At 56.7% G+C, this 18,505-nt stretch carries 20 protein-coding genes and 1 riboswitch; of the genes, 12 read left to right on the forward strand and 8 right to left on the reverse strand.

The genetic code is table 11. From position 1 onward, the window contains the following. Positions 1 to 41 precede the first annotated feature (41 nt). Entirely contained in the window at positions 42 to 518 is a 477-nt protein-coding gene (locus QLG09_RS07190) for a kinase inhibitor (RefSeq protein WP_014169213.1), read from the reverse strand. Positions 519 to 590: 72 nt separating this feature from the next. Continuing rightward, positions 591 to 1,898, reverse strand: a complete 1,308-nt coding sequence (gene bioA / locus QLG09_RS07195; RefSeq protein WP_014169214.1) for an adenosylmethionine--8-amino-7-oxononanoate transaminase — start codon at positions 1,896 to 1,898, stop codon at positions 591 to 593. Positions 1,899 to 1,966: 68 nt separating this feature from the next. Here bioA and bioB point away from each other — a divergent pair, with 68 nt between their 5' ends. From bioB to bioD, 4 genes are read left to right on the forward strand one after another with little or no spacing between them, the layout of a single operon-like run. Next, entirely contained in the window at positions 1,967 to 3,007 is a 1,041-nt protein-coding gene (bioB, locus tag QLG09_RS07200) for a biotin synthase BioB (protein ID WP_049023150.1), read from the forward strand. Beyond that, complete coding sequence (gene bioF / locus QLG09_RS07205) at positions 3,004 to 4,161, forward strand: 8-amino-7-oxononanoate synthase (protein ID WP_049023149.1); 1,158 nt, start codon at positions 3,004 to 3,006, stop codon at positions 4,159 to 4,161. Before bioB ends, bioF begins: the two co-directional genes overlap by 4 nt. Beyond that, positions 4,145 to 4,900: a malonyl-ACP O-methyltransferase BioC gene (gene bioC, locus QLG09_RS07210; protein WP_049023148.1), complete on the forward strand. Its 756-nt coding sequence runs from the start codon at positions 4,145 to 4,147 to the stop codon at positions 4,898 to 4,900. Before bioF ends, bioC begins: the two co-directional genes overlap by 17 nt. Continuing rightward, positions 4,893 to 5,594 carry a dethiobiotin synthase gene (gene bioD, locus QLG09_RS07215; protein WP_049023147.1) on the forward strand — a complete coding sequence of 234 codons (702 nt, stop codon included), beginning with the start codon at positions 4,893 to 4,895 and terminating at the stop codon, positions 5,592 to 5,594. Before bioC ends, bioD begins: the two co-directional genes overlap by 8 nt. On the opposite strand, the gene QLG09_RS07220 is transcribed toward bioD, so the two are convergent. Continuing rightward, entirely contained in the window at positions 5,557 to 6,279 is a 723-nt protein-coding gene (locus QLG09_RS07220; protein WP_014169219.1) for an ATP-binding cassette domain-containing protein, read from the reverse strand. The two genes, bioD and QLG09_RS07220, sit on opposite strands and share 38 nt — an antisense overlap. A 752-nt stretch (positions 6,280 to 7,031) precedes the next feature. Between QLG09_RS07220 and uvrB the strand changes: the two genes are divergently transcribed. Further along, positions 7,032 to 9,047, forward strand: a complete 2,016-nt coding sequence (gene uvrB, locus QLG09_RS07225) for an excinuclease ABC subunit UvrB (RefSeq protein WP_020884934.1) — start codon at positions 7,032 to 7,034, stop codon at positions 9,045 to 9,047. Between the two features lie 86 nt (positions 9,048 to 9,133). On the opposite strand, the gene yvcK is transcribed toward uvrB, so the two are convergent. Beyond that, positions 9,134 to 10,042 (reverse strand): uridine diphosphate-N-acetylglucosamine-binding protein YvcK, encoded by a 909-nt coding sequence (gene yvcK, locus QLG09_RS07230; protein WP_020884933.1) that lies wholly within the window; start codon positions 10,040 to 10,042, stop codon positions 9,134 to 9,136. A 226-nt stretch (positions 10,043 to 10,268) separates the two neighbouring features. Further along, a riboswitch (molybdenum cofactor riboswitch) is annotated at positions 10,269 to 10,403 on the forward strand. Here yvcK and moaA point away from each other — a divergent pair. The 6 genes from moaA (at position 10,391) to QLG09_RS07260 (ending at position 13,864) form a co-directional block, all read left to right on the forward strand. Then, positions 10,391 to 11,380 (forward strand): GTP 3',8-cyclase MoaA, encoded by a 990-nt coding sequence (gene moaA, locus QLG09_RS07235; RefSeq protein WP_032677720.1) that lies wholly within the window; start codon positions 10,391 to 10,393, stop codon positions 11,378 to 11,380. It overlaps the preceding riboswitch by 13 nt. 24 nt (positions 11,381 to 11,404) lie before the next feature. Further along, the gene (gene moaB / locus QLG09_RS07240; protein WP_020884931.1) at positions 11,405 to 11,917 is read left to right on the forward strand and encodes a molybdenum cofactor biosynthesis protein B; all 513 of its coding nucleotides are present in this window, start codon (positions 11,405 to 11,407) and stop codon (positions 11,915 to 11,917) included. A 3-nt stretch (positions 11,918 to 11,920) separates the two neighbouring features. After that, a complete protein-coding gene (gene moaC, locus QLG09_RS07245) occupies positions 11,921 to 12,406 on the forward strand; it encodes a cyclic pyranopterin monophosphate synthase MoaC (protein WP_008501142.1) in 486 nt (161 codons plus the stop codon). Beyond that, on the forward strand, positions 12,399 to 12,644 hold the full coding sequence (moaD, locus tag QLG09_RS07250; RefSeq protein ID WP_020884929.1) for a molybdopterin synthase sulfur carrier subunit: 246 nt from the start codon (positions 12,399 to 12,401) through the stop codon (positions 12,642 to 12,644). Before moaC ends, moaD begins: the two co-directional genes overlap by 8 nt. 1 nt (position 12,645) lies before the next feature. Next, positions 12,646 to 13,098 (forward strand): molybdopterin synthase catalytic subunit MoaE, encoded by a 453-nt coding sequence (gene moaE, locus QLG09_RS07255; RefSeq protein WP_014169225.1) that lies wholly within the window; start codon positions 12,646 to 12,648, stop codon positions 13,096 to 13,098. 58 nt (positions 13,099 to 13,156) lie between these two features. Continuing rightward, the gene (locus QLG09_RS07260) at positions 13,157 to 13,864 is read left to right on the forward strand and encodes a Bax inhibitor-1/YccA family protein (RefSeq protein ID WP_014169226.1); all 708 of its coding nucleotides are present in this window, start codon (positions 13,157 to 13,159) and stop codon (positions 13,862 to 13,864) included. Between the two features lie 58 nt (positions 13,865 to 13,922). On the opposite strand, the gene QLG09_RS07265 is transcribed toward QLG09_RS07260, so the two are convergent. The 3 genes from QLG09_RS07265 to QLG09_RS07275 are packed head-to-tail and all read right to left on the reverse strand — an operon-like array spanning position 13,923 to position 16,884. Next, positions 13,923 to 14,885: a YbhN family protein gene (locus QLG09_RS07265; RefSeq protein ID WP_020884928.1), complete on the reverse strand. Its 963-nt coding sequence runs from the start codon at positions 14,883 to 14,885 to the stop codon at positions 13,923 to 13,925. Then, positions 14,885 to 16,126, reverse strand: a complete 1,242-nt coding sequence (clsB, locus tag QLG09_RS07270) for a cardiolipin synthase ClsB (protein ID WP_014169228.1) — start codon at positions 16,124 to 16,126, stop codon at positions 14,885 to 14,887. Before clsB ends, QLG09_RS07265 begins: the two co-directional genes overlap by 1 nt. After that, positions 16,123 to 16,884, reverse strand: a complete 762-nt coding sequence (locus tag QLG09_RS07275) for an endonuclease/exonuclease/phosphatase family protein (protein WP_014169229.1) — start codon at positions 16,882 to 16,884, stop codon at positions 16,123 to 16,125. The genes clsB and QLG09_RS07275 overlap by 4 nt, the downstream gene beginning before the upstream one ends. 133 nt (positions 16,885 to 17,017) lie before the next feature. Here QLG09_RS07275 and QLG09_RS07280 point away from each other — a divergent pair, with 133 nt between their 5' ends. Further along, on the forward strand, positions 17,018 to 17,428 hold the full coding sequence (locus QLG09_RS07280) for a YbhQ family protein (RefSeq protein WP_014169230.1): 411 nt from the start codon (positions 17,018 to 17,020) through the stop codon (positions 17,426 to 17,428). Here QLG09_RS07280 and QLG09_RS07285 read toward each other — a convergent pair. Continuing rightward, complete coding sequence (locus tag QLG09_RS07285; RefSeq protein ID WP_014169231.1) at positions 17,390 to 18,496, reverse strand: ABC transporter permease; 1,107 nt, start codon at positions 18,494 to 18,496, stop codon at positions 17,390 to 17,392. The two genes, QLG09_RS07280 and QLG09_RS07285, sit on opposite strands and share 39 nt — an antisense overlap. Positions 18,497 to 18,505 lie beyond the last annotated feature (9 nt).

Consider the following 18,505-nt stretch of genomic DNA (forward strand, 5'->3'; position numbering starts at 1 on the left):
ATTTGCCCGGTGGCCCGGACATGTTCAGGCCACCGGTTTTTTTACGAATACATTGCCGTGATCGATGCGCTGCCCAGCGAATGAAAATGGACGTTAAAGCCGACCATTGCGCCACTCGCGCCCTCATCCACCTCAATCTTGTCCACATCCAGCGCGTGAACCGTGAAGATATAGCGGTGCGTTTCCCCTTTTGGCGGCGCGGCGCCACCGTAACCCGCTTTGCCAAAATCGGTTCGGGTCTGGATAGCGCCTTCAGGCAGCGCCACCAGGTCAGAGCCGGAACCTTGCGGCAGAACGCGCGTATCCGCAGGCAGGTTCGCCACTATCCAGTGCCACCACCCTGAGCCTGTAGGGGCATCCGGGTCATAGCAGGTGACAACAAAGCTTTTGGTTCCCGCCGGAACATCGTCCCACGCCAGATGCGGAGAGATATTATCCCCCTGATAACCCATGCCGTTAAAAACGTGGCGTTCAGGCAGTTTTTCCCCGTCGCGCAGATCTTTACTGATGATTTTCATACGATTTACCTCGGTACCCGATTATGCAAAAAGTGTAATGCATAAACAGAGTACCGACGTTAACGCTCAGGGTTAAATCGCAAAATGTGCGGGAATGTTAACAGCGTCAACTACCGCAGCCGTTAACTGACGTAGCTGAGCCGGCGAGATAACATAAGGCGGCATCAGATAGATAAGCTTGCCGAAAGGACGCACCCACACCCCCCGTTCCACGAAGAAACGCTGCAGCGCCGCCATGTTAACCGGATGGGTGGTCTCAATCACGCCGATGGCACCCAGCACGCGCACATCCGCCACGAATTCAGCCGCGGACGCTGCGCTCAGCTCCTGGCGAAGCTGCGCTTCAATCGTCGCGACCTGCGTTTGCCACTCGCCGCTCTCGAGAATGGCCAGGCTTTCGCTCGCCACCGCGCAGGCCAGTGGGTTGCCCATAAACGTCGGGCCGTGCATAAAGCAGCCCGCGTCGCCGTCGCTGATGGTGTCGGCAACGTGGCGCGTTGTCAGCGTGGCGGACAACGTCATGGTGCCGCCGGTCAGCGCTTTACCCAGACACAGAATATCCGGTGCGATCCCCGCATGCTCGCAGGCGAACAGCTTGCCGGTGCGGCCAAAGCCGGTGGCGATCTCATCGGCAATCAGCAGAATGCCTTCGCGATCGCACATCTTACGAATGCGTGTCAGCCACGCCGGGTGGTACATCCGCATTCCGCCTGCACCCTGCACAACCGGCTCAAGAATAACGGCGGCAATCTCATGGCGGTGGGCAGCCATCAGCCGCGCAAAACCGACCATGTCCATTTCATCCCACTCCCCGTCAAAACGGCTTTGCGGTGCCGGGGCAAAGAGGTTCTCTGGCAGATAGCCCTTCCACAGGCTGTGCATGGAGTTATCCGGATCGCACACCGACATCGCGCCGAACGTGTCGCCGTGATAGCCGTTGCGGAAGGTGAGGAACCGCTGGCGGGTCTCACCTCTGGCGTGCCAGTACTGCAGCGCCATTTTCATCGCCACTTCCACGGCAACAGAGCCGGAATCTGCAAGGAAAACGCACTCCAGCGGGGCCGGGGTCATCGCGACCAGACGCCGGCACAGGTCAACCGCAGGCTGATGGGTGATACCGCCAAACATCACGTGCGACATCTGGTCAATCTGCGCTTTCATCGCCGCATTCAGACGCGGGTGGTTATACCCGTGAATAGCCGCCCACCAGGATGACATGCCGTCCACAAGCGACTCACCGCTGCTCAGGGTCAGTTCGCACCCGTGAGCCGAGGCGACCGGGTAAACGGGGAGGGGGCGGGTAGTGGAAGTGTATGGGTGCCAGATATGCTGCTTGTCGAAGGCGAGATCGTCCTGGGTCATAATCGACTTGTAAACCATTTTGAAAAGTTTTAGGTTTACGAGTATAAACCGATCTGAAAATTAACAAAACCCTTTGGAGAAGCCCCATGGCTCACCACGCACGCTGGACGATGTCGCAAGTTACTGAATTATTCAATAAACCTTTCCTTGAGCTGATGTTTGAAGCCCAACAGGTGCATCGTCAGCACTTCGATCCACGCCATGTGCAGGTCAGTACGCTGCTGTCGATCAAGACCGGCGCATGCCCAGAAGATTGCAAATACTGCCCGCAGAGTGCGCGCTATAAAACCGGGCTTGAAACTGAACGTCTGATGGAAGTGGAGCAGGTACTCGACTCCGCCCGTAAGGCGAAAAATGCAGGCTCAACTCGATTCTGTATGGGCGCGGCATGGAAAAACCCGCACGATCGCGACATGCCGTATCTGGAGCAGATGGTGAAAGGGGTGAAAGAGATGGGGCTGGAAGCCTGCATGACCCTTGGCACGCTGAACGAAGAGCAGGCGCAACGCCTTTCCGCAGCAGGGCTGGATTACTACAACCACAACCTCGACACCTCCCCTGAATTTTACGGCAATATCATCACCACGCGGACCTATCAGGAGCGTCTCGACACGCTGGATAAAGTGCGTGACGCCGGCATCAAAGTCTGTTCAGGCGGGATTGTGGGACTGGGCGAAACGGTGAAAGACCGTGCGGGTCTTCTGCTGCAGCTGGCGAACCTGCCCACACCGCCGGAGAGCGTGCCGATCAACATGCTGGTGAAAGTTAAAGGTACGCCACTGGCGGATAACGAAGACGTGGATGCATTTGATTTTATCCGCACCATTGCGGTGGCGCGAATCATGATGCCAACCTCCTACGTGCGCCTCTCGGCGGGTCGTGAACAGATGAGCGAACAGACGCAGGCGATGTGCTTTATGGCCGGGGCCAACTCCATCTTCTACGGCTGCAAACTGCTGACCACCCCGAACCCGGAAGAGGATAAAGACGTCCAGTTGTTCCGCAAGCTGGGGCTGAACCCGCATCAGACCGACGTCCTGACGGGGGATAACGAGCAACAGCAGCAGCTGGAGCAGCAGATTTTCAACGCCGATACTGACCAGTTCTACAACGCGGCAACCGTATGACCTGGCAGGCACGTATCCATTCTGCGCTCGAAGAACGGCGGGCGGCAGATGCCTTTCGCGTTCGCAACGTGGTAGAAAACGGCGCAGGCCGTTTTCTCACCCGCGAGGGCCGGCAGTTTTGCAATTTCTCCAGCAATGATTATCTCGGGCTGAGCCAGCACCCGGCAATCGTCCGCGCCTGGCAACAGGGGGCGGAGCGGTTTGGCGTCGGCAGCGGCGGCTCGGGGCATGTCAGCGGCTACACCACGGCGCATCAGGCGCTGGAGGAGGCCCTTGCCGACTGGCTGGGGTATCCGCGTGCGTTGCTGTTCATTTCAGGTTTTGCCGCCAACCAGGCGGTCATCACCGCGCTAATGGGCAAGGACGACCGCATTGTTGCCGACCGCTTAAGTCACGCCTCGCTGCTGGAAGCGGCAAGTTTAAGCCCTGCGCAGCTCCGCCGCTTTGCCCATAACGATGCGGCTCAGCTTGCTGGCCTGCTCGATAAGCCCTGCACCGGACAGCAGCTGGTAGTAACAGAAGGGGTGTTCAGCATGGACGGCGACAGCGCACCGCTGCGTCCGCTGCATGAGACGGCGCAGCGACAAAACGCCTGGCTGCTGGTTGATGATGCGCATGGTATTGGCGTGATGGGTGAGGAAGGGCGCGGTAGCGTCCATCAGCAAAACGTGAAGCCGGAACTGCTGGTGGTGACTTTCGGGAAAGGTTTTGGCGTGAGCGGGGCGGCCGTGTTGTGCAGCGAGTCTGTCGCCGACTATCTGCTGCAGTTCGCCCGTCATCTCATTTACAGCACCAGTATGCCACCCGCACAGGCCGTGGCGCTGTCTGCATCACTGGCGGTGATCCGCGGCGCTGAAGGCGCGGAACGACGGGCGCGTCTGGCTGAACATATCCGGCGTTTTCGCCAGGGGTTACGCCATCTCCCGTTCCAGAGCACCGATTCGCAGAGCGCAATCCAGCCGGTGATGGTGGGGGAAAACGGTCTGGCTCTCACGCTGGCGCAGACGCTTCGCGAGCGGGGGATATGGGTGACGGCTATTCGTCCACCAACCGTACCGCCAGGCACTGCCCGGCTGCGTCTGACGCTCACGGCGGCGCACGAAGCAGAGGATATCGAAGCACTTCTGGAGGCGCTGCATGACACCCGTGAATAAACAGGCGATCGCGGCGGCATTTGGCCGGGCCGCGCGCAGCTATTCGCAGCACGATGAACTCCAGCGTCAGAGCGCGCAGGGTCTGCTTGCTTTACTCGACGAGACCCGGTTCCCTCAGGTGCTGGACGCCGGGTGTGGGCCGGGTGCCAATAGCCGACACTGGCGTGCGGCCGGCAGCGAGGTGACGGCCATCGACCTGTCGCCCGATATGCTCGAGGAGGCCCGTCAGCAGCAGGCCGCGCACCACTATCTGGTTGCCGATATTGAGTCCATTCCGCTGCCGGATGCGCGGTTTGATCTGGTCTGGAGCCATCTGGCGGTACAGTGGTGCAGTAGTCTCCCGCAGGCATTAAACGAGCTTTATCGCGTGGCGCGCCCGGGTGGATGCGTGGCCTTCACCACGCTGCTGGAAAGCTCTTTACCGGAGCTCAATCAGGCGTGGAAAGCGGTGGATGAACAACCTCACGCTAACCGTTTTTTGTCGCACGAGCAGGTCATCCACGCGCTGGCGGGATGGCGCTATCGCTGTGCTGAGCAGACCATTACGCTGAATTTCGACGATGCCTTCAGCGCCATGCGCTCCCTGAAGGGCATTGGCGCGACCCATCTGCATGCGGGGCGTGAAAAGAAACCTCTTACCCGCGGCCAGTTACAGCGTCTGGAGCTGGCGTGGCCGCAGCAGCGGGGGCAGTTCCCGCTCTCATATCAACTTTTTCATGGGATTATTGAACGTGACTGAACGTTATTTTGTCACCGGAACAGATACCGAAGTGGGCAAGACGGTTGCCAGCTCAGCGCTGCTGCAGGCGGCGCGCATGCAGGGAAAAACCACCGCCGGATATAAACCTGTCGCCTCCGGCAGCGAGATGACGGCGCACGGGTTACGCAATACCGACGCGCTGGCGCTCCAGCGCAACAGCACGCTTGAACTTGCCTATTCAGCGGTGAATCCGTACACCTTTGCCGAGCCCACCTCACCGCATATTATCAGCGCCGATGAAGGTCGCCCGATTGATTTTGCCGTGCTTTCTGCCGGGTTACGCGCCCTTGAACGCCAGGCTGACTGGGTGCTGGTGGAGGGCGCCGGTGGCTGGTTTACGCCACTTTCGGCGGACCAGACCTTTGCTGACTGGGTGCAAATCGAGCAGCTGCCGGTAATCCTGGTGGTAGGGGTCAAACTCGGCTGTATCAACCATGCGATGCTGACTGCCCAGGCCGTTCAGCAGGCCGGGCTGCGCCTGGCCTGCTGGATAGCCAACGACGTGGTTGCGCCGGGCAGGCGACATCAGGAGTATCTGGCAACGCTGAAGCGGGTGCTTCCTGCGCCGTTTCTTGGGGAGATCCCGTGGCTGGCTGACACGGCCGGGTGCGCTGAAACCGGGCATTACCTCGATCTCAGCGTCTTGCCTCCAGCGACATCCAGTGGGCGATAAGCTCGTCGTCCAGCTCGTTAACGTGGCCCTGGGCCACGTTACGCCCGCGATACAGCATGCAAAAGCGCTCCGCGACCCGGCGGATAAACGACAGCTGCTGCTCAGCTAACAACACCGTCATTCCCAGTTCCCGGTTTAACCGCACCAGCAGCTGGCTCAGCTTCTGGGCGAAGCTGTGGCCCGCGCCATGCATCGGTTCATCCAGAATCAGCATCCGCGGACGGATGACCAGCGCATTGGCCAGCGCCAGCTGATACTGGTCGTCTGGCGAAAGCGTGTTGGCCCGGGTTTGTCGCAGCGCATAGAGTTCCGGAAAGAGGTCGTAAACGTCACTTTTCGCTTCAGGGTCAGGCTTCCCTGTCGCCCGCATGGCGATATGCAGATTTTCATCAATGGTTAACTGGGAGAAAATCCGCCTGTCCTGCGGGACATAGCCTATTCCCGGGCCAGCGAAGGGTTCTGGCGTCTGGCTAAGCAAATCTCGCGGCGGTGCACCGGCTTCGTGCCAGATGATGGTGCCGCTGTCGACAGGCACTTTCCCGGCGATGCAATTCATCAGGGTCGTTTTGCCCATCCCCGGCAGGCCAACAACGCCTGTACACATGCCTTTGGGAAAATCTAAATCCACGTTCCATAGCGTATGTTGGCTTCCGTAAAACTGGTTAACTGCACGCAGACTCAACATCTTTCTCTCCTTAAAAATCTGTGTGGGTGAGGCTCATTGTGGGATGTGCAAAACTCCTGCCAGAAACCCTAAATTGATTAAAAAAGAGACTTTTTTAGGAATTTATCTTGGGTAAGCGGTGTGTGATTACCCCCTTTGCACATCTGCGGTGCCGGACGTGATGAGTTGTGGTGCAGGGTTAAAATGGTGGAAATGTGAGCAAGATCGCATCGGTTGGTTATGAATGACACAACTGTTTATCAGCAAAAAATAGCTATAAAAAATTTTTGCTGCCGTTTCGTGGGAAAAGTCGGGAATTTGCTGAGCGGCGGTCTGCACGGGCTGGAAGCAGTTATCCACTATTCCTGTGGATAACCATGTGCATTAGAGTTAGAAAACACGCGATAAGCGAGAGAAGACGCGGGTTACGACCAAATTGGCGCGAAACGCGGCTTTAGAAAATATCGCTTAATATTTAATTGGTTAGATAAAAGCAATTGCCGTAATGAAAGTGTCACCTGTTGCCATAAAACTATCATTACCTGGCTTGACAAATGTTAAAAAAGAAAAAGTTCTGGGGATAACCCGTCCTGACTGGTGTTTTATGTTGTCACGGTCCAAATTTTGACCGCTATCGCGCTAATCACCCTGCCGGTACTCTAAATATCCTGACATGCTACTGGTTTTTCATCCAGTGTTTTTTACTGGCATTCCTGGCAGCAACGAGTAAAATTACTCACCTGCCGCTTATAACGTCATCAGGTTGTCGCCCCATGAGTAAACCGTTCAAATTGAATTCTGCATTCCGTCCTTCCGGCGATCAGCCTGAGGCGATCCGACGTCTCGAAGAGGGGCTGGAAGATGGGCTGGCGCACCAGACGCTGCTGGGGGTAACCGGTTCGGGCAAAACGTTTACCATTGCCAACGTTATCGCCGATCTGCAGCGCCCCACGATGGTGCTGGCACCAAACAAAACCCTGGCCGCTCAGCTTTACGGCGAGATGAAAGAGTTCTTCCCGGATAACGCCGTGGAATATTTTGTCTCCTACTACGATTACTACCAGCCTGAAGCGTATGTCCCGAGCTCTGACACCTTCATCGAGAAAGATGCCTCGGTAAACGAACACATTGAGCAGATGCGTTTGTCGGCGACGAAGGCGCTCCTTGAGCGTCGCGATGTGGTGGTGGTGGCGTCAGTGTCGGCTATCTACGGTCTGGGCGATCCGGATCTCTATCTCAAGATGATGCTGCACCTGACCCAGGGGATGATCATCGATCAGCGCGCTATTTTACGCCGTCTGACAGAGTTGCAGTACACCCGTAACGATCAGGCGTTCCAGCGAGGTACCTTCCGCGTGCGCGGCGAGGTGATTGATATCTTCCCGGCAGAGTCGGACGATATCGCCCTGCGCGTTGAGCTGTTTGACGAAGAAGTTGAACGCCTGTCGCTGTTTGACCCGCTGACCGGCCACGTCGAGTCGGTCGTTCAGCGCTATACCATCTACCCGAAAACGCACTACGTGACGCCACGCGAGCGTATCGTGCAGGCGATGGAAGAGATCAAAGTTGAACTGGCAGACCGCCGTAAGGTGCTTCTGGCGAATAATAAGCTGCTGGAAGAGCAACGCCTGAGCCAGCGCACCCAGTTTGACCTGGAGATGATGAACGAGCTGGGCTACTGCTCCGGTATCGAAAACTACTCACGTTTCCTCTCCGGGCGTGGTCCGGGCGAGCCACCGCCGACGCTGTTTGATTATCTGCCGGCAGACGGTCTGCTGGTGATCGACGAATCTCACGTGACTATCCCGCAAATTGGCGGGATGTATCGCGGTGACCGGGCGCGTAAAGAGACGCTGGTGGAGTATGGTTTCCGTCTGCCATCGGCGCTGGATAACCGTCCCATGAAGTTTGAAGAATTTGAGGCGCTGGCACCGCAAACCATCTACGTCTCGGCTACGCCGGGCAACTACGAGCTTGAAAAATCGGGCGATGAGGTGGTTGACCAGGTGGTGCGTCCGACCGGGCTGCTGGATCCGATTATCGAGGTGCGTCCGGTCGCCACTCAGGTTGACGATCTGCTGTCAGAAATCCGTATCCGCGCGGCCATCAACGAGCGCGTGCTGGTAACGACGTTGACCAAGCGCATGGCGGAAGATCTCACCGAGTATCTTGAGGAGCACGGTGAGCGGGTGCGTTATCTGCACTCGGATATCGATACCGTCGAGCGTATGGAGATCATTCGCGACCTGCGTCTGGGCGAGTTTGACGTGCTGGTGGGTATCAACCTGCTGCGAGAAGGCCTGGATATGCCAGAAGTCTCGCTGGTGGCGATTCTGGATGCCGACAAAGAGGGTTTCCTGCGTTCTGAACGCTCTCTGATCCAGACCATTGGCCGTGCCGCGCGTAACGTTAACGGTAAAGCGATCCTTTACGGTGACAAAATTACCCCGTCAATGGCGAAAGCAATTGGCGAAACGGAGCGTCGTCGTGAGAAACAGCAGCGTTACAACGAAGAGCACGGCATTACGCCGCAGGGCCTGAACAAGAAAGTGGTGGATATTCTGGCGCTGGGTCAGAACATTGCGAAGACCAAAGCGAAAGGGCGCGGGAAGGCGCGTTCAGTGGTTGAGCCGGATACCGTCGAGCTGACCCCAAAAGCGCTGCAGCAGAAAATCCACGAACTGGAAGGGCAGATGATGCAGCATGCGCAGAACCTCGAATTCGAAGAGGCCGCGCAAATCCGCGACCAGCTGCATCAGCTGCGCGATCTGTTTATCGCCGCCTCCTAGGTAAAAGCAAAATGACAGCCGCAGGCTGTCATTTTTTTAGTGGTTGCTCTCTCCCGTGGGAGAGAGGTTGGGTGAAGGCATAATCTCTATCCCAGGTCCTGAATCGCCTTCTCCAGCGCTTCACGCAGCAGGTGACGGTCGTGGCGATATTTGATATCGCTCGCTTCCAGCGGCTCCTGCACCACCACGCGATCGCCAATTCCTGATACATCAACTTTCGGGCCGACCACCACGCCATCGATGATTTTCTTCCCGACGTACTGCTCCATCAGATTCAGTTTGTCCGCCAGCGACAGGCTGGCCGCCGCCGGGCTCAGCTCACGGCCTAAATTGCCGATGTAAACCATGGGGGCGGGCGTTCTGCGCAGAGCCTGTGCCAGCTCTTTGACCAGTAAAATGGGCATCAGGCTGGTGTAAAAACTGCCCGGCCCAATCAAAATCAAATCCGCTTCGCCGATGGCCTCAATGGCTTCACGCGTGGCGGGCACGCTTGGGTAGGTCATCAGCTCTTTTGGCGGCACGGTAAGCTGGTCGATGTTCACTTCGCCATAAACCTCGTGCCCTTCCGCATCGATTGCCATTAAATCGACCGGTTGTTCGGACATTGGGATCAGGAACGCGTCAACCTTGAGCAGGTTTCGGATCAAATTGATGGCTTCCAGCGGGCGCACTGACAGGTGATCCAACGCTTTAAGCATCAAATTTCCAAGGTTATGCCCGGAAAGTTCGCCGTTACCGCCAAAACGGTACTCAAACATCGCCGAAGCGACGCTCGGCTCGGTAATTAACTGGTTCAGACAATTACGCATATCGCCCCAGGCGATACCCCCTTCCGCGCGTCGAATACGCCCGGTGGAGCCGCCATTATCCGTGGTTGTCACTATCCCTGTCAGCCTTGAGCCAAGTGAGGACAGAGAAGACATCACTCGCCCCAGACCATGGCCTCCGCCAAGAGCGACAACACGGTCAAGATCCGCAAAAGTGCGATTGCGCATACACATTCCTTATCACGTTCGATCTGCGTAACACTACCCTAACTACCCCTAAAAGACGATGCCTCACCCGGCGCAAAATGACGTATATCAATGTGAATATGCTGTTTTTAGGTATTCTGTAGCGAAAATACACGATTATGTCGTTATGTATATGGTTATATAGCGTTAAGTGATAATGGCGAAGGGAAGATTTCCGCGCTACTATCGCCATAACCACGTTTTCAAATTTGAGAACATACACTCGAGCCCTGGCGCCTGTGTCGAAAGATATGGCGTCCTGGCCGTGGCGAATATGCCACCAGGGTACAGAAAGAAATGACTGTGCCTCCCGTCTCTGGAAAGGTGTACATGGCTTCACAACTTACTGATGCATTCGCGCGTAAGTTTTTTTACTTACGTCTGTCGATTACCGATGTGTGCAACTTCCGTTGCACCTACTGTCTGCCCGATGGCTACAAACCGGGCAGCGTCACCAATAACGGCTTTCTCTCCGTGGACGAAGTGCGCCGCGTCACGCGCGCATTCTCTGAACTCGGCACGGAAAAGGTCCGCCTGACCGGAGGGGAACCCTCTCTGCGTCGTGATTTCCCCGATATCATTGCTGCGGTGCGTGAGAACGATCGTATCCGTCAGATTGCGGTCACCACCAACGGGTACCGCATGGCACGCGACGTTGCGGCCTGGCGCGACGCGGGCTTAACCGCCATCAACGTCAGCGTGGACAGCCTCGATGCCCGCCAGTTTCATGCCATTACCGGCCAGGATAAATTCCGCCAGGTGATGGACGGAATTGACGCGGCGTTCAGTGCCGGGTTCCAGAAGGTCAAAGTCAATACGGTGCTAATGCGTGACGTCAACCATCACCAGCTTGATACCTTCCTGGCGTGGATCAAATCCCGCCCCATCCAGTTGCGTTTTATCGAGCTGATGGAAACCGGCGAGGGCAGTGAGCTGTTCCGTCGGCATCACATCTCCGGGATGGTGTTGCGAGATGAGCTGCTGAAACGCGGCTGGATCCACCAGATCCGTCAGCGCAGCGACGGCCCGGCGCAGGTCTTTTGTCACCCGGATTACGAAGGGGAAATCGGGCTTATCATGCCGTATGAGAAAGACTTCTGTGCCAGTTGTAACCGTCTTCGCGTCTCCTCCGTTGGTAAGCTGCATCTGTGCCTGTTCGGGGATGGCGGTGTCGACCTTCGCGATCTGCTGGCGGAAGACGCCCAACAGGCCGCGCTTGAAGCGCGGATTTCTGAAGCTCTGACGCACAAAAAACAGACCCACTTCCTGCATCAGGGCAACACCGGCATTACTCAGAACCTGTCCTACATTGGCGGGTAATCAGGCTTAAGAAGGAACCAGAAGATGAGTCAGGTTAGCGCGGAATTTATCCCGACACGCATTGCTATTCTTACCGTTTCCGACCGCCGCGGTGAAGAGGATGACACCTCCGGCCACTGGCTGCGCGATGCGGCACATGATGCCGGGCACAGTATTGTTGATAAGGCGATCGTGAAAGAGAACCGTTACGCCATTCGTGCACGGGTCTCTCAGTGGATTGCCAGCGATGAGGTGCAGGTGGTGCTGATCACCGGTGGCACCGGTTTTACCACAGGCGACCAGGCTCCCGAGGCGCTCGTCCCGCTGTTTGACCGGGAAGTGGAAGGCTTTGGTGAAGTGTTCCGCATGCTCTCGTTTGAAGAGATTGGCACCTCCACGCTGCAGTCGCGTGCGGTTGCCGGTGTGGCGAACGGCACGTTGATTTTTGCCATGCCCGGCTCGACAAAAGCGTGTCGCACCGCGTGGGAAAATATCATTGCGCCGCAGCTGGATGCCCGTACCCGTCCGTGTAATTTCCATCCCCATTTAAAGAAATAAGTTATGTCGCAACTGACCCACATTAACGCCGCTGGCGAAGCACATATGGTGGATGTCTCCGCCAAAGCCGAAACGGTGCGTGAAGCGCGTGCTGAAGCCTTCGTGACCATGTTGCCAGAGACCCTGGCGATGATTATTGACGGCAGCCATCACAAAGGCGACGTCTTTGCCACCGCCCGCATCGCCGGGATCCAGGCTGCGAAACGCACCTGGGACTTAATTCCGCTCTGCCACCCGCTGATGTTGAGCAAGGTGGAAGTCAACCTGCAGGCGCAGCCGGAGCACAACCGCGTGCGCATCGAGTCGCTCTGCCGTTTAACCGGGAAAACCGGGGTTGAGATGGAAGCCCTGACGGCGGCCTCTGTCGCCGCGTTAACTATCTATGACATGTGCAAAGCGGTGCAGAAAGATATGGTGATTGGCCCGGTTCGTTTGCTGGCGAAAAGCGGTGGTAAATCCGGTGATTTTAAGGTGGACAGCCATGATTAAGGTGCTCTTTTTTGCTCAGGTCCGCGAGCTGGTGGGCACCGACAGCCTGACGCTTGATGCCCCGTTTGACACCGTTGCCGACCTGCGTGCGCATCTTGCCGCGCAAAGCGACCGCTGGGCGCTGGCGCTGGATGAAGGCAAGCTGCTGGCCGCGGTTAACCAGACGCTGGTGGAGCTGACCCATCCGCTGACGGCCGGGGATGAAGTGGCCTTCTTCCCGCCGGTGACAGGAGGCTAAGATGGCTGAAACCCGAATTCTGGTAGGTCATGATCGTTTCAGCGTTGGTACAGAATATGACTGGCTGGCAGAGCGTGACGAAGACGGTGCGGTTGTCACCTTTACCGGTAAAGTGCGTAACCATAATCTCGGCGACAGCGTAAAGGCGCTGACGCTGGAGCACTATCCGGGCATGACGGAGAAATCCCTCGCGGAGATCGTTGAACAGGCGCGTGGCCGCTGGCCGCTCGGGCGAGTGACGGTTATCCACCGTATTGGTGAAATGTGGCCTGGCGAGGAAATCGTTTTTGTCGGCGTGACCAGTGCCCACCGTAGTAGCGCGTTTGCAGCTGGGGAGTTCATTATGGATTACCTCAAAACCAAAGCGCCATTCTGGAAACGTGAAGCGACGCCGGAAGGCGACAGGTGGGTTGAGTCGCGTGACAGCGACAAAGAAGCCGCCAGTCGTTGGTAGTCGGTTTGCGTGGATGTGTTAGTCTTAACGTGTGTGTCTACTTAATCAGGAGTGAATCATGGACCGATTTCCGCGTTCCGATTCAATAGTACAGCAGACCCGTACCGGGCTGCAGACGTATATGGCTCAGGTTTATGGCTGGATGACGGTCGGTTTACTGCTGACCGCCTTTATCGCATGGTATGCAGCCAACACGCCTGAGCTGATGATGTTTATCTTCTCAAGCAAAATCACCTTCTTTGGGCTGATCATCGCGCAACTGGCGCTGGTCTTTGTTCTCTCCGGCCTGGTGCAGAAGCTGAGCGCCGGAATGGCGACCACGCTGTTTATGCTCTATTCGGCACTGACGGGGCTAACGCTCTCCAGCATCTTCATCGTGTATACCTATTCCTCCATCGCCAGCACGTTTGTGGTCGCTGGCGGGATGTTTGGTGCGATGAGCCTCTACGGCTACACCACGAAGCGTGACCTGAGCGGTTTCGGCAGCATGCTGTTTATGGGGCTGATTGGGATTGTGCTGGCGTCGCTGGTGAACCTGTGGCTGAAGAGTGAAGCGCTGATGTGGGCGGTGACCTATATCGGGGTGGTGATCTTCGTCGGTTTGACGGCCTACGACACTCAGAAGCTGAAAAATATTGGCGAACAGATTGACGTACGCGACAGCTCAAACCTGCGCAAATACGCGATTCTGGGCGCCCTGACGCTGTATCTGGACTTTATCAACCTGTTCCTGATGTTGCTGCGTATTTTAGGCAACCGTCGTTAAGGGTATTTCCCTTACCCGACCTGCGTTGCGCAGGCCGGGTAAGTTCCCCCGCCAGACCTCACTTCGCTAACGCTTTCTCATTCTTCGCCCGCAGTTTCTTCGCCCGACTCTCCAGCACCAGATAACATACCGTTGCCAGCGCCAGCGGCAGGAAGTAATAGAGCATACGGTAGGCCAGCAGGGCGGCAATAATCGTACCCTGTGAAACATGCTCTCCGGCGAGCAGGGCGATAAATACCGCCTCCAGCACCCCAATCCCCGCCGGAATATGCACGATCACGCCGGCAATGCTGCTGACCAGCAGCACGCCCAGCACAAAGAAGTAATTCACATCTTCACCAATGAGCATCCAGATAATCGCCCCCATCGCCATCCAGTTGGCGCTGGACACGGCCATCTGCAGGACCGCGAATTTCCACGAAGGCAGCACCAGTTTTTGCCCCTTGATGGTCATGTGTCGGCGTTTGGCAAAGGCGCAGGCCCAAAGATAGAGCGCAATGATGAGCAGTAATGCAAAGCCTAAAATCCGCAGCGTGGTTTCATCGATGTACCAGTGCGCAGGCAATTGCACTACGCCGATGGTGAAAATCACCCCGCCGAGCAGAATGTAACCCAGCCAGTTGGTGGTGATGCTGAGGGAAAAAATGCGCGTAATGGTCCCACCCGGCAGGCCGAGGCGCGAGTAAAGGCGATAGCGCATGCCGATCCCGCCCACCCAGGTACTCAATGTCAGGTTAAAGGCGTAACAGATAAACGACACCAGCATGACCTGGCGCTTCGCAAGCTTATGGCCGCAGTAGGCGCGGCCCAGCAGGTCATAGCAGCCGTATATGAGGTAGCTTACAATCACCAGCCCCACCGCGCCCAGCAGCACCAGCCGGTTGTAGTTGCGGATAACTTTCCACACCTCTTCCCAGTCAACTTTCTGGGCGTAAACCACCAGCAGAACCGCGACGGCGATGAAAAACAGCCAGGTGAGGATCTTTTTAGCCAGCCGCCAGCGTGGATGTGATTTCGACATCAGGTTTTCCCTCCATCTTCCGCTTCAACGCGGTCCTGGGTTTCCATTTCGGGCTGGACAGGCGGATCCACCAGCGCAAGTTTTGGCGTGTGCGCCGGCAGCCAGCCCACCATCGCCGGGAAATGACGCAGGAAGTGGAACACCACCACGCTAATGCCCAGATTCCACCAGGTGCGTTTGGGCACCATGGATTCGTCCACGCGCACGCAGTCGTTCACGATCAACGCCTGCAGGTTATCCCTGAGAGTCTGGTTGAACTGGCGATCGTGGATGATCAGGTTAGCTTCAAGATTCAGTGACAAACTCAGCGGATCGAGATTGCTGGAGCCCACGGTGGCCCAGTGATCGTCCATCAGGGCAACTTTGCCGTGCAGCGGCCGGCGGCGATATTCGTAAATTTGTACGCCACCTTTCACCAGATAGTTGTACAGCAACCGGGCACCGATTTTGACAATCTGCATGTCCGGCTCGCCCTGAACAATGAGCTTCACGCGCACGCCGCGTCGGGCCGCATTGCGCATGGCATGCAGCAGGCGATAGCCCGGGAAAAAGTAGGCGTTGGCGATAATCACTTCGCGCTTCGCATTCGCCAGCATCTTCAGGTAATGCCGCTCAATGTCGTCCCGGTGCTCACCGTTATCCCGCCAGACAAACAACGCCTGCGCTTCACCGGGGTGACGGTTCTCTTCCGGACGATGATGGCGGCGCTGCCACCAGCGACGGGCAGCCTCTTTACCGGGCAGGTTTTCCAGCTCAAAGAGCAGGATATCCTGCACCACCGGTCCTTCAATGCGAATCGCGTAATCCTGCTTGGCTTCCGGGCCGTAATCGGACATATGTTCAGCGGAGTAGTTAATGCCGCCAACAAACGCTACCGTCTCATCCACCACCACAATTTTGCGGTGCATCCGGCGGAAAAGATTGGTACGCATGCCGAAAAGGCGAGGGCCAGGATCGTAATAACGGAACACGACGCCTGCTGAGGTGAGCTCATTGACGAACGCATCGCTGAGGTCCGGTGAGCCATAGCCATCCAGCAGCACTTCGATTTTGACGCCACGCAGGGCAGCACGCAGCAGCACGCTGTGCAACTGCTTACCGACGTCGTCTTCGAACCAGATAAACGTTTCAAGGATCACTTTCTGCTTTGCGTGGTCAATCGCGTCAAACACCGCGGGGTAATATTCATCCCCGTTGACCAGCAGCGTGATCCGGTTGCCTTCCTGCCATGAACATTTCATAAGTGGATCTCCGCGCTGAGCGGCGCATGGTCGGAAAGATGTCGCCAGTTAAGTAACGCCAGTGCGGTCGGGCTGCTGGCATGGGCGTTTTTTACGTAGATTCTGTCGAGTCGCAAAAACGGGAACCGTACCGGAAAGGTGCGTGCAGGCCTGCCGTTTGCACGGGTGAAAATCTCCTCAAGTCCCGCATCAACCTTCAACGGATGGTTAGCCCGCTGCCGCCAGTCGTTGAAATCACCGGCCACGACCACGGGTTCACCTTCGGGCAGGGCATTGGTCCATTCGGCCAGCATTTTTAGCTGTGCCTGGCGATGGGCTTCGCGCAGGCCCAGATGAACACAGCCCACGTGCACCGGGAACGCCAGGTCCGGCGGGGCGATACGGCAGTAAAGCAGCCCGCGTTTTTCACTTTCACCCACAGAGACGTCGCGGTTCTCGTAATGTTCGATGGGAAAACGTGACAGCACCGCATTACCGTGATGCCCTTCCGGGTACACCGCGTTGCGCCCGTAGGCGTAATCACTCCACATGGTGTCGGCCAGGAATTCGTAGTGCGGGGTGTCCGGCCAGTTTTCAAAGTGAAGCGGATGCACTTCGTGCGCGCCCATGACTTCCTGAAGACAGACAATGTCCGCGCTGACGGTGCGAACCGCGTCGCGCAGCTCCGGTAAAATGAAGCGGCGGTTAAATGCTGTGAAGCCTTTATGAATGTTTATCGTCAGCACTTTAAGCGAGAAATGCTGCATTTTTTTGGTCATACGTTCCTTCCAGGGTGACTATCCCGATGAAAATAAAGTGTAGTAGGCGTCACAAAAAGATGCGGTGTTACGGAATTTTCCGTAAAGTGCGGTAGTCTGATTAAGCAGAGAAAAATCCTTCAGGAGAGAAGCCATGAAGTGGCAACAACGCGTTCGTGTCGCAACTGGCCTGAGTTGCTGGCAGATAATGTTGCATTTACTGGTCGTGGCCGTACTGGTGATGGGCTGGATGAGCGGCACGCTGGTGCGGGTCGGCTTAGGGCTATGCGTCCTCTATGGCGTCACCGTGCTGTCGATGCTGTTTTTACAGCGCCACCATGAAGCACGCTGGCGTGAGGTGGGTGATGTGCTCGAAGAGCTCACCACCACCTGGTACTTTGGTGCGGCGATGATTGTGCTTTGGTTGCTGTCGCGTGTGCTGCAAAACAACCTGCTGCTGGCCCTGGCCGGTCTGGCAATCCTCGCAGGGCCTGCCGTGGTCTCGTTACTGACCAAAGAGAAAAAGCTACGCGATGTTTCGTCTAAACATCACGTACGCCACTGAGCCCGTCGTGGCCGCTATGATCAGTAGCGGCCACAAACTTCCCCAGACAATGTCCAGACTCGCATCCTTCAGATAGATCTGCTTGGTGATATCCGTGAAGTGCCGAATCGGGTTTATCCACGTCAAATCCTGTAACCATACCGGCATGTTCTCGACGGGTGAGACGTAGCCCGAAAGCAAAATCGCCGGCATCATAAAGACGAACACGCCAATAAATGCCTGCTGCTGGGTAGAGCAGAGCGCGGAAATCAGCAGTCCAAACCCGACCAGCGACAGCCCGTAAATCACCATCGTGAAGTAGAACAGCGCCAGCGAACCGGCGAACGGGATCTGGTAGGCCCATATTCCCACGCCCAGCACGATGGTGGCCTGGAAGGTCGCGACAATCAGCGCCGGAACCGCTTTGCCGACGAAAATTTGCCATGTTGCGAGCGGGGAAACCAGCAGCTGATCGAGCGTCCCCTGTTCGCGCTCACGGGCGACGGAGAGCGACGTTACGATCATCACTCCGATGGTGGTGATCATGGCGATCAGCGATGGCACCACGAACCATTTGTAATCCAGATTCGGGTTATACCAGTTGCGCACCACCAGCTCGCTGTTGTTAGGTTTTGGTTTCCCGTCCATCAACTCCTGTTGGTAATCCTTCACCACCTGCTGAAGATAGTTGGCTGCAATCTGGGCGCTGTTGGAGTTGCGCCCGTCGAGGATTAACTGCATTGGTGCCGTCTGGAAGGTATCCAGGTTGCGGGAAAAATCGGCCGGAAAACGCACCAGCAATAATGCTTTTTGCGTATCGATGGTGGGCTGGATCTCCTGGGGGCTTTTCAGCAGCAGGATGTGGGTAAAAGCCTTCGCGCGGGCGAAACGCTGCGTCAATTCGACGGAATGTTTGCCGTTATCTTCGTTGTAGATAGCAATGGTGGCGTTAGTCACCTCCAGCGTGGCGGCAAACGGGAAGAGCAACACCTGAAGCAACACCGGTAATACCAGAATGGCGCGCGTCTGCGGCTCACGCAGCAGCGACTGCAGCTCTTTGCGTATCAATGTCCATAAACGGTGAAACATGTTCGCTCC

It is taken from the genome of Enterobacter sp. V89_11 (genome assembly GCF_029967775.1).
GTDB classification, from domain to species: domain Bacteria; phylum Pseudomonadota; class Gammaproteobacteria; order Enterobacterales; family Enterobacteriaceae; genus Enterobacter; species Enterobacter ludwigii.

Bases quoted from the DNA above. Each gene is read 5' to 3' on its own strand.
- QLG09_RS07190 (WP_014169213.1), bottom strand. From the start codon at position 518: ATGAAAATCATCAGTAAAGATCTGCGCGACGGGGAAAAACTGCCTGAA.
- bioA (WP_014169214.1), bottom strand. From the start codon at position 1,898: ATGGTTTACAAGTCGATTATGACCCAGGACGATCTCGCCTTCGACAAG.
- bioB (WP_049023150.1), top strand. From the start codon at position 1,967: ATGGCTCACCACGCACGCTGGACGATGTCGCAAGTTACTGAATTATTC.
- bioF (WP_049023149.1), top strand. From the start codon at position 3,004: ATGACCTGGCAGGCACGTATCCATTCTGCGCTCGAAGAACGGCGGGCG.
- bioC (WP_049023148.1), top strand. From the start codon at position 4,145: ATGACACCCGTGAATAAACAGGCGATCGCGGCGGCATTTGGCCGGGCC.
- QLG09_RS07220 (WP_014169219.1), bottom strand. From the start codon at position 6,279: ATGTTGAGTCTGCGTGCAGTTAACCAGTTTTACGGAAGCCAACATACG.
- uvrB (WP_020884934.1), top strand. From the start codon at position 7,032: ATGAGTAAACCGTTCAAATTGAATTCTGCATTCCGTCCTTCCGGCGAT.
- yvcK (WP_020884933.1), bottom strand. From the start codon at position 10,042: ATGCGCAATCGCACTTTTGCGGATCTTGACCGTGTTGTCGCTCTTGGC.
- moaA (WP_032677720.1), top strand. From the start codon at position 10,391: ATGGCTTCACAACTTACTGATGCATTCGCGCGTAAGTTTTTTTACTTA.
- moaB (WP_020884931.1), top strand. From the start codon at position 11,405: ATGAGTCAGGTTAGCGCGGAATTTATCCCGACACGCATTGCTATTCTT.
- moaC (WP_008501142.1), top strand. From the start codon at position 11,921: ATGTCGCAACTGACCCACATTAACGCCGCTGGCGAAGCACATATGGTG.
- moaD (WP_020884929.1), top strand. From the start codon at position 12,399: ATGATTAAGGTGCTCTTTTTTGCTCAGGTCCGCGAGCTGGTGGGCACC.
- moaE (WP_014169225.1), top strand. From the start codon at position 12,646: ATGGCTGAAACCCGAATTCTGGTAGGTCATGATCGTTTCAGCGTTGGT.
- QLG09_RS07260 (WP_014169226.1), top strand. From the start codon at position 13,157: ATGGACCGATTTCCGCGTTCCGATTCAATAGTACAGCAGACCCGTACC.
- QLG09_RS07265 (WP_020884928.1), bottom strand. From the start codon at position 14,885: ATGTCGAAATCACATCCACGCTGGCGGCTGGCTAAAAAGATCCTCACC.
- clsB (WP_014169228.1), bottom strand. From the start codon at position 16,126: ATGAAATGTTCATGGCAGGAAGGCAACCGGATCACGCTGCTGGTCAAC.
- QLG09_RS07275 (WP_014169229.1), bottom strand. From the start codon at position 16,884: ATGACCAAAAAAATGCAGCATTTCTCGCTTAAAGTGCTGACGATAAAC.
- QLG09_RS07280 (WP_014169230.1), top strand. From the start codon at position 17,018: ATGAAGTGGCAACAACGCGTTCGTGTCGCAACTGGCCTGAGTTGCTGG.
- QLG09_RS07285 (WP_014169231.1), bottom strand. From the start codon at position 18,496: ATGTTTCACCGTTTATGGACATTGATACGCAAAGAGCTGCAGTCGCTG.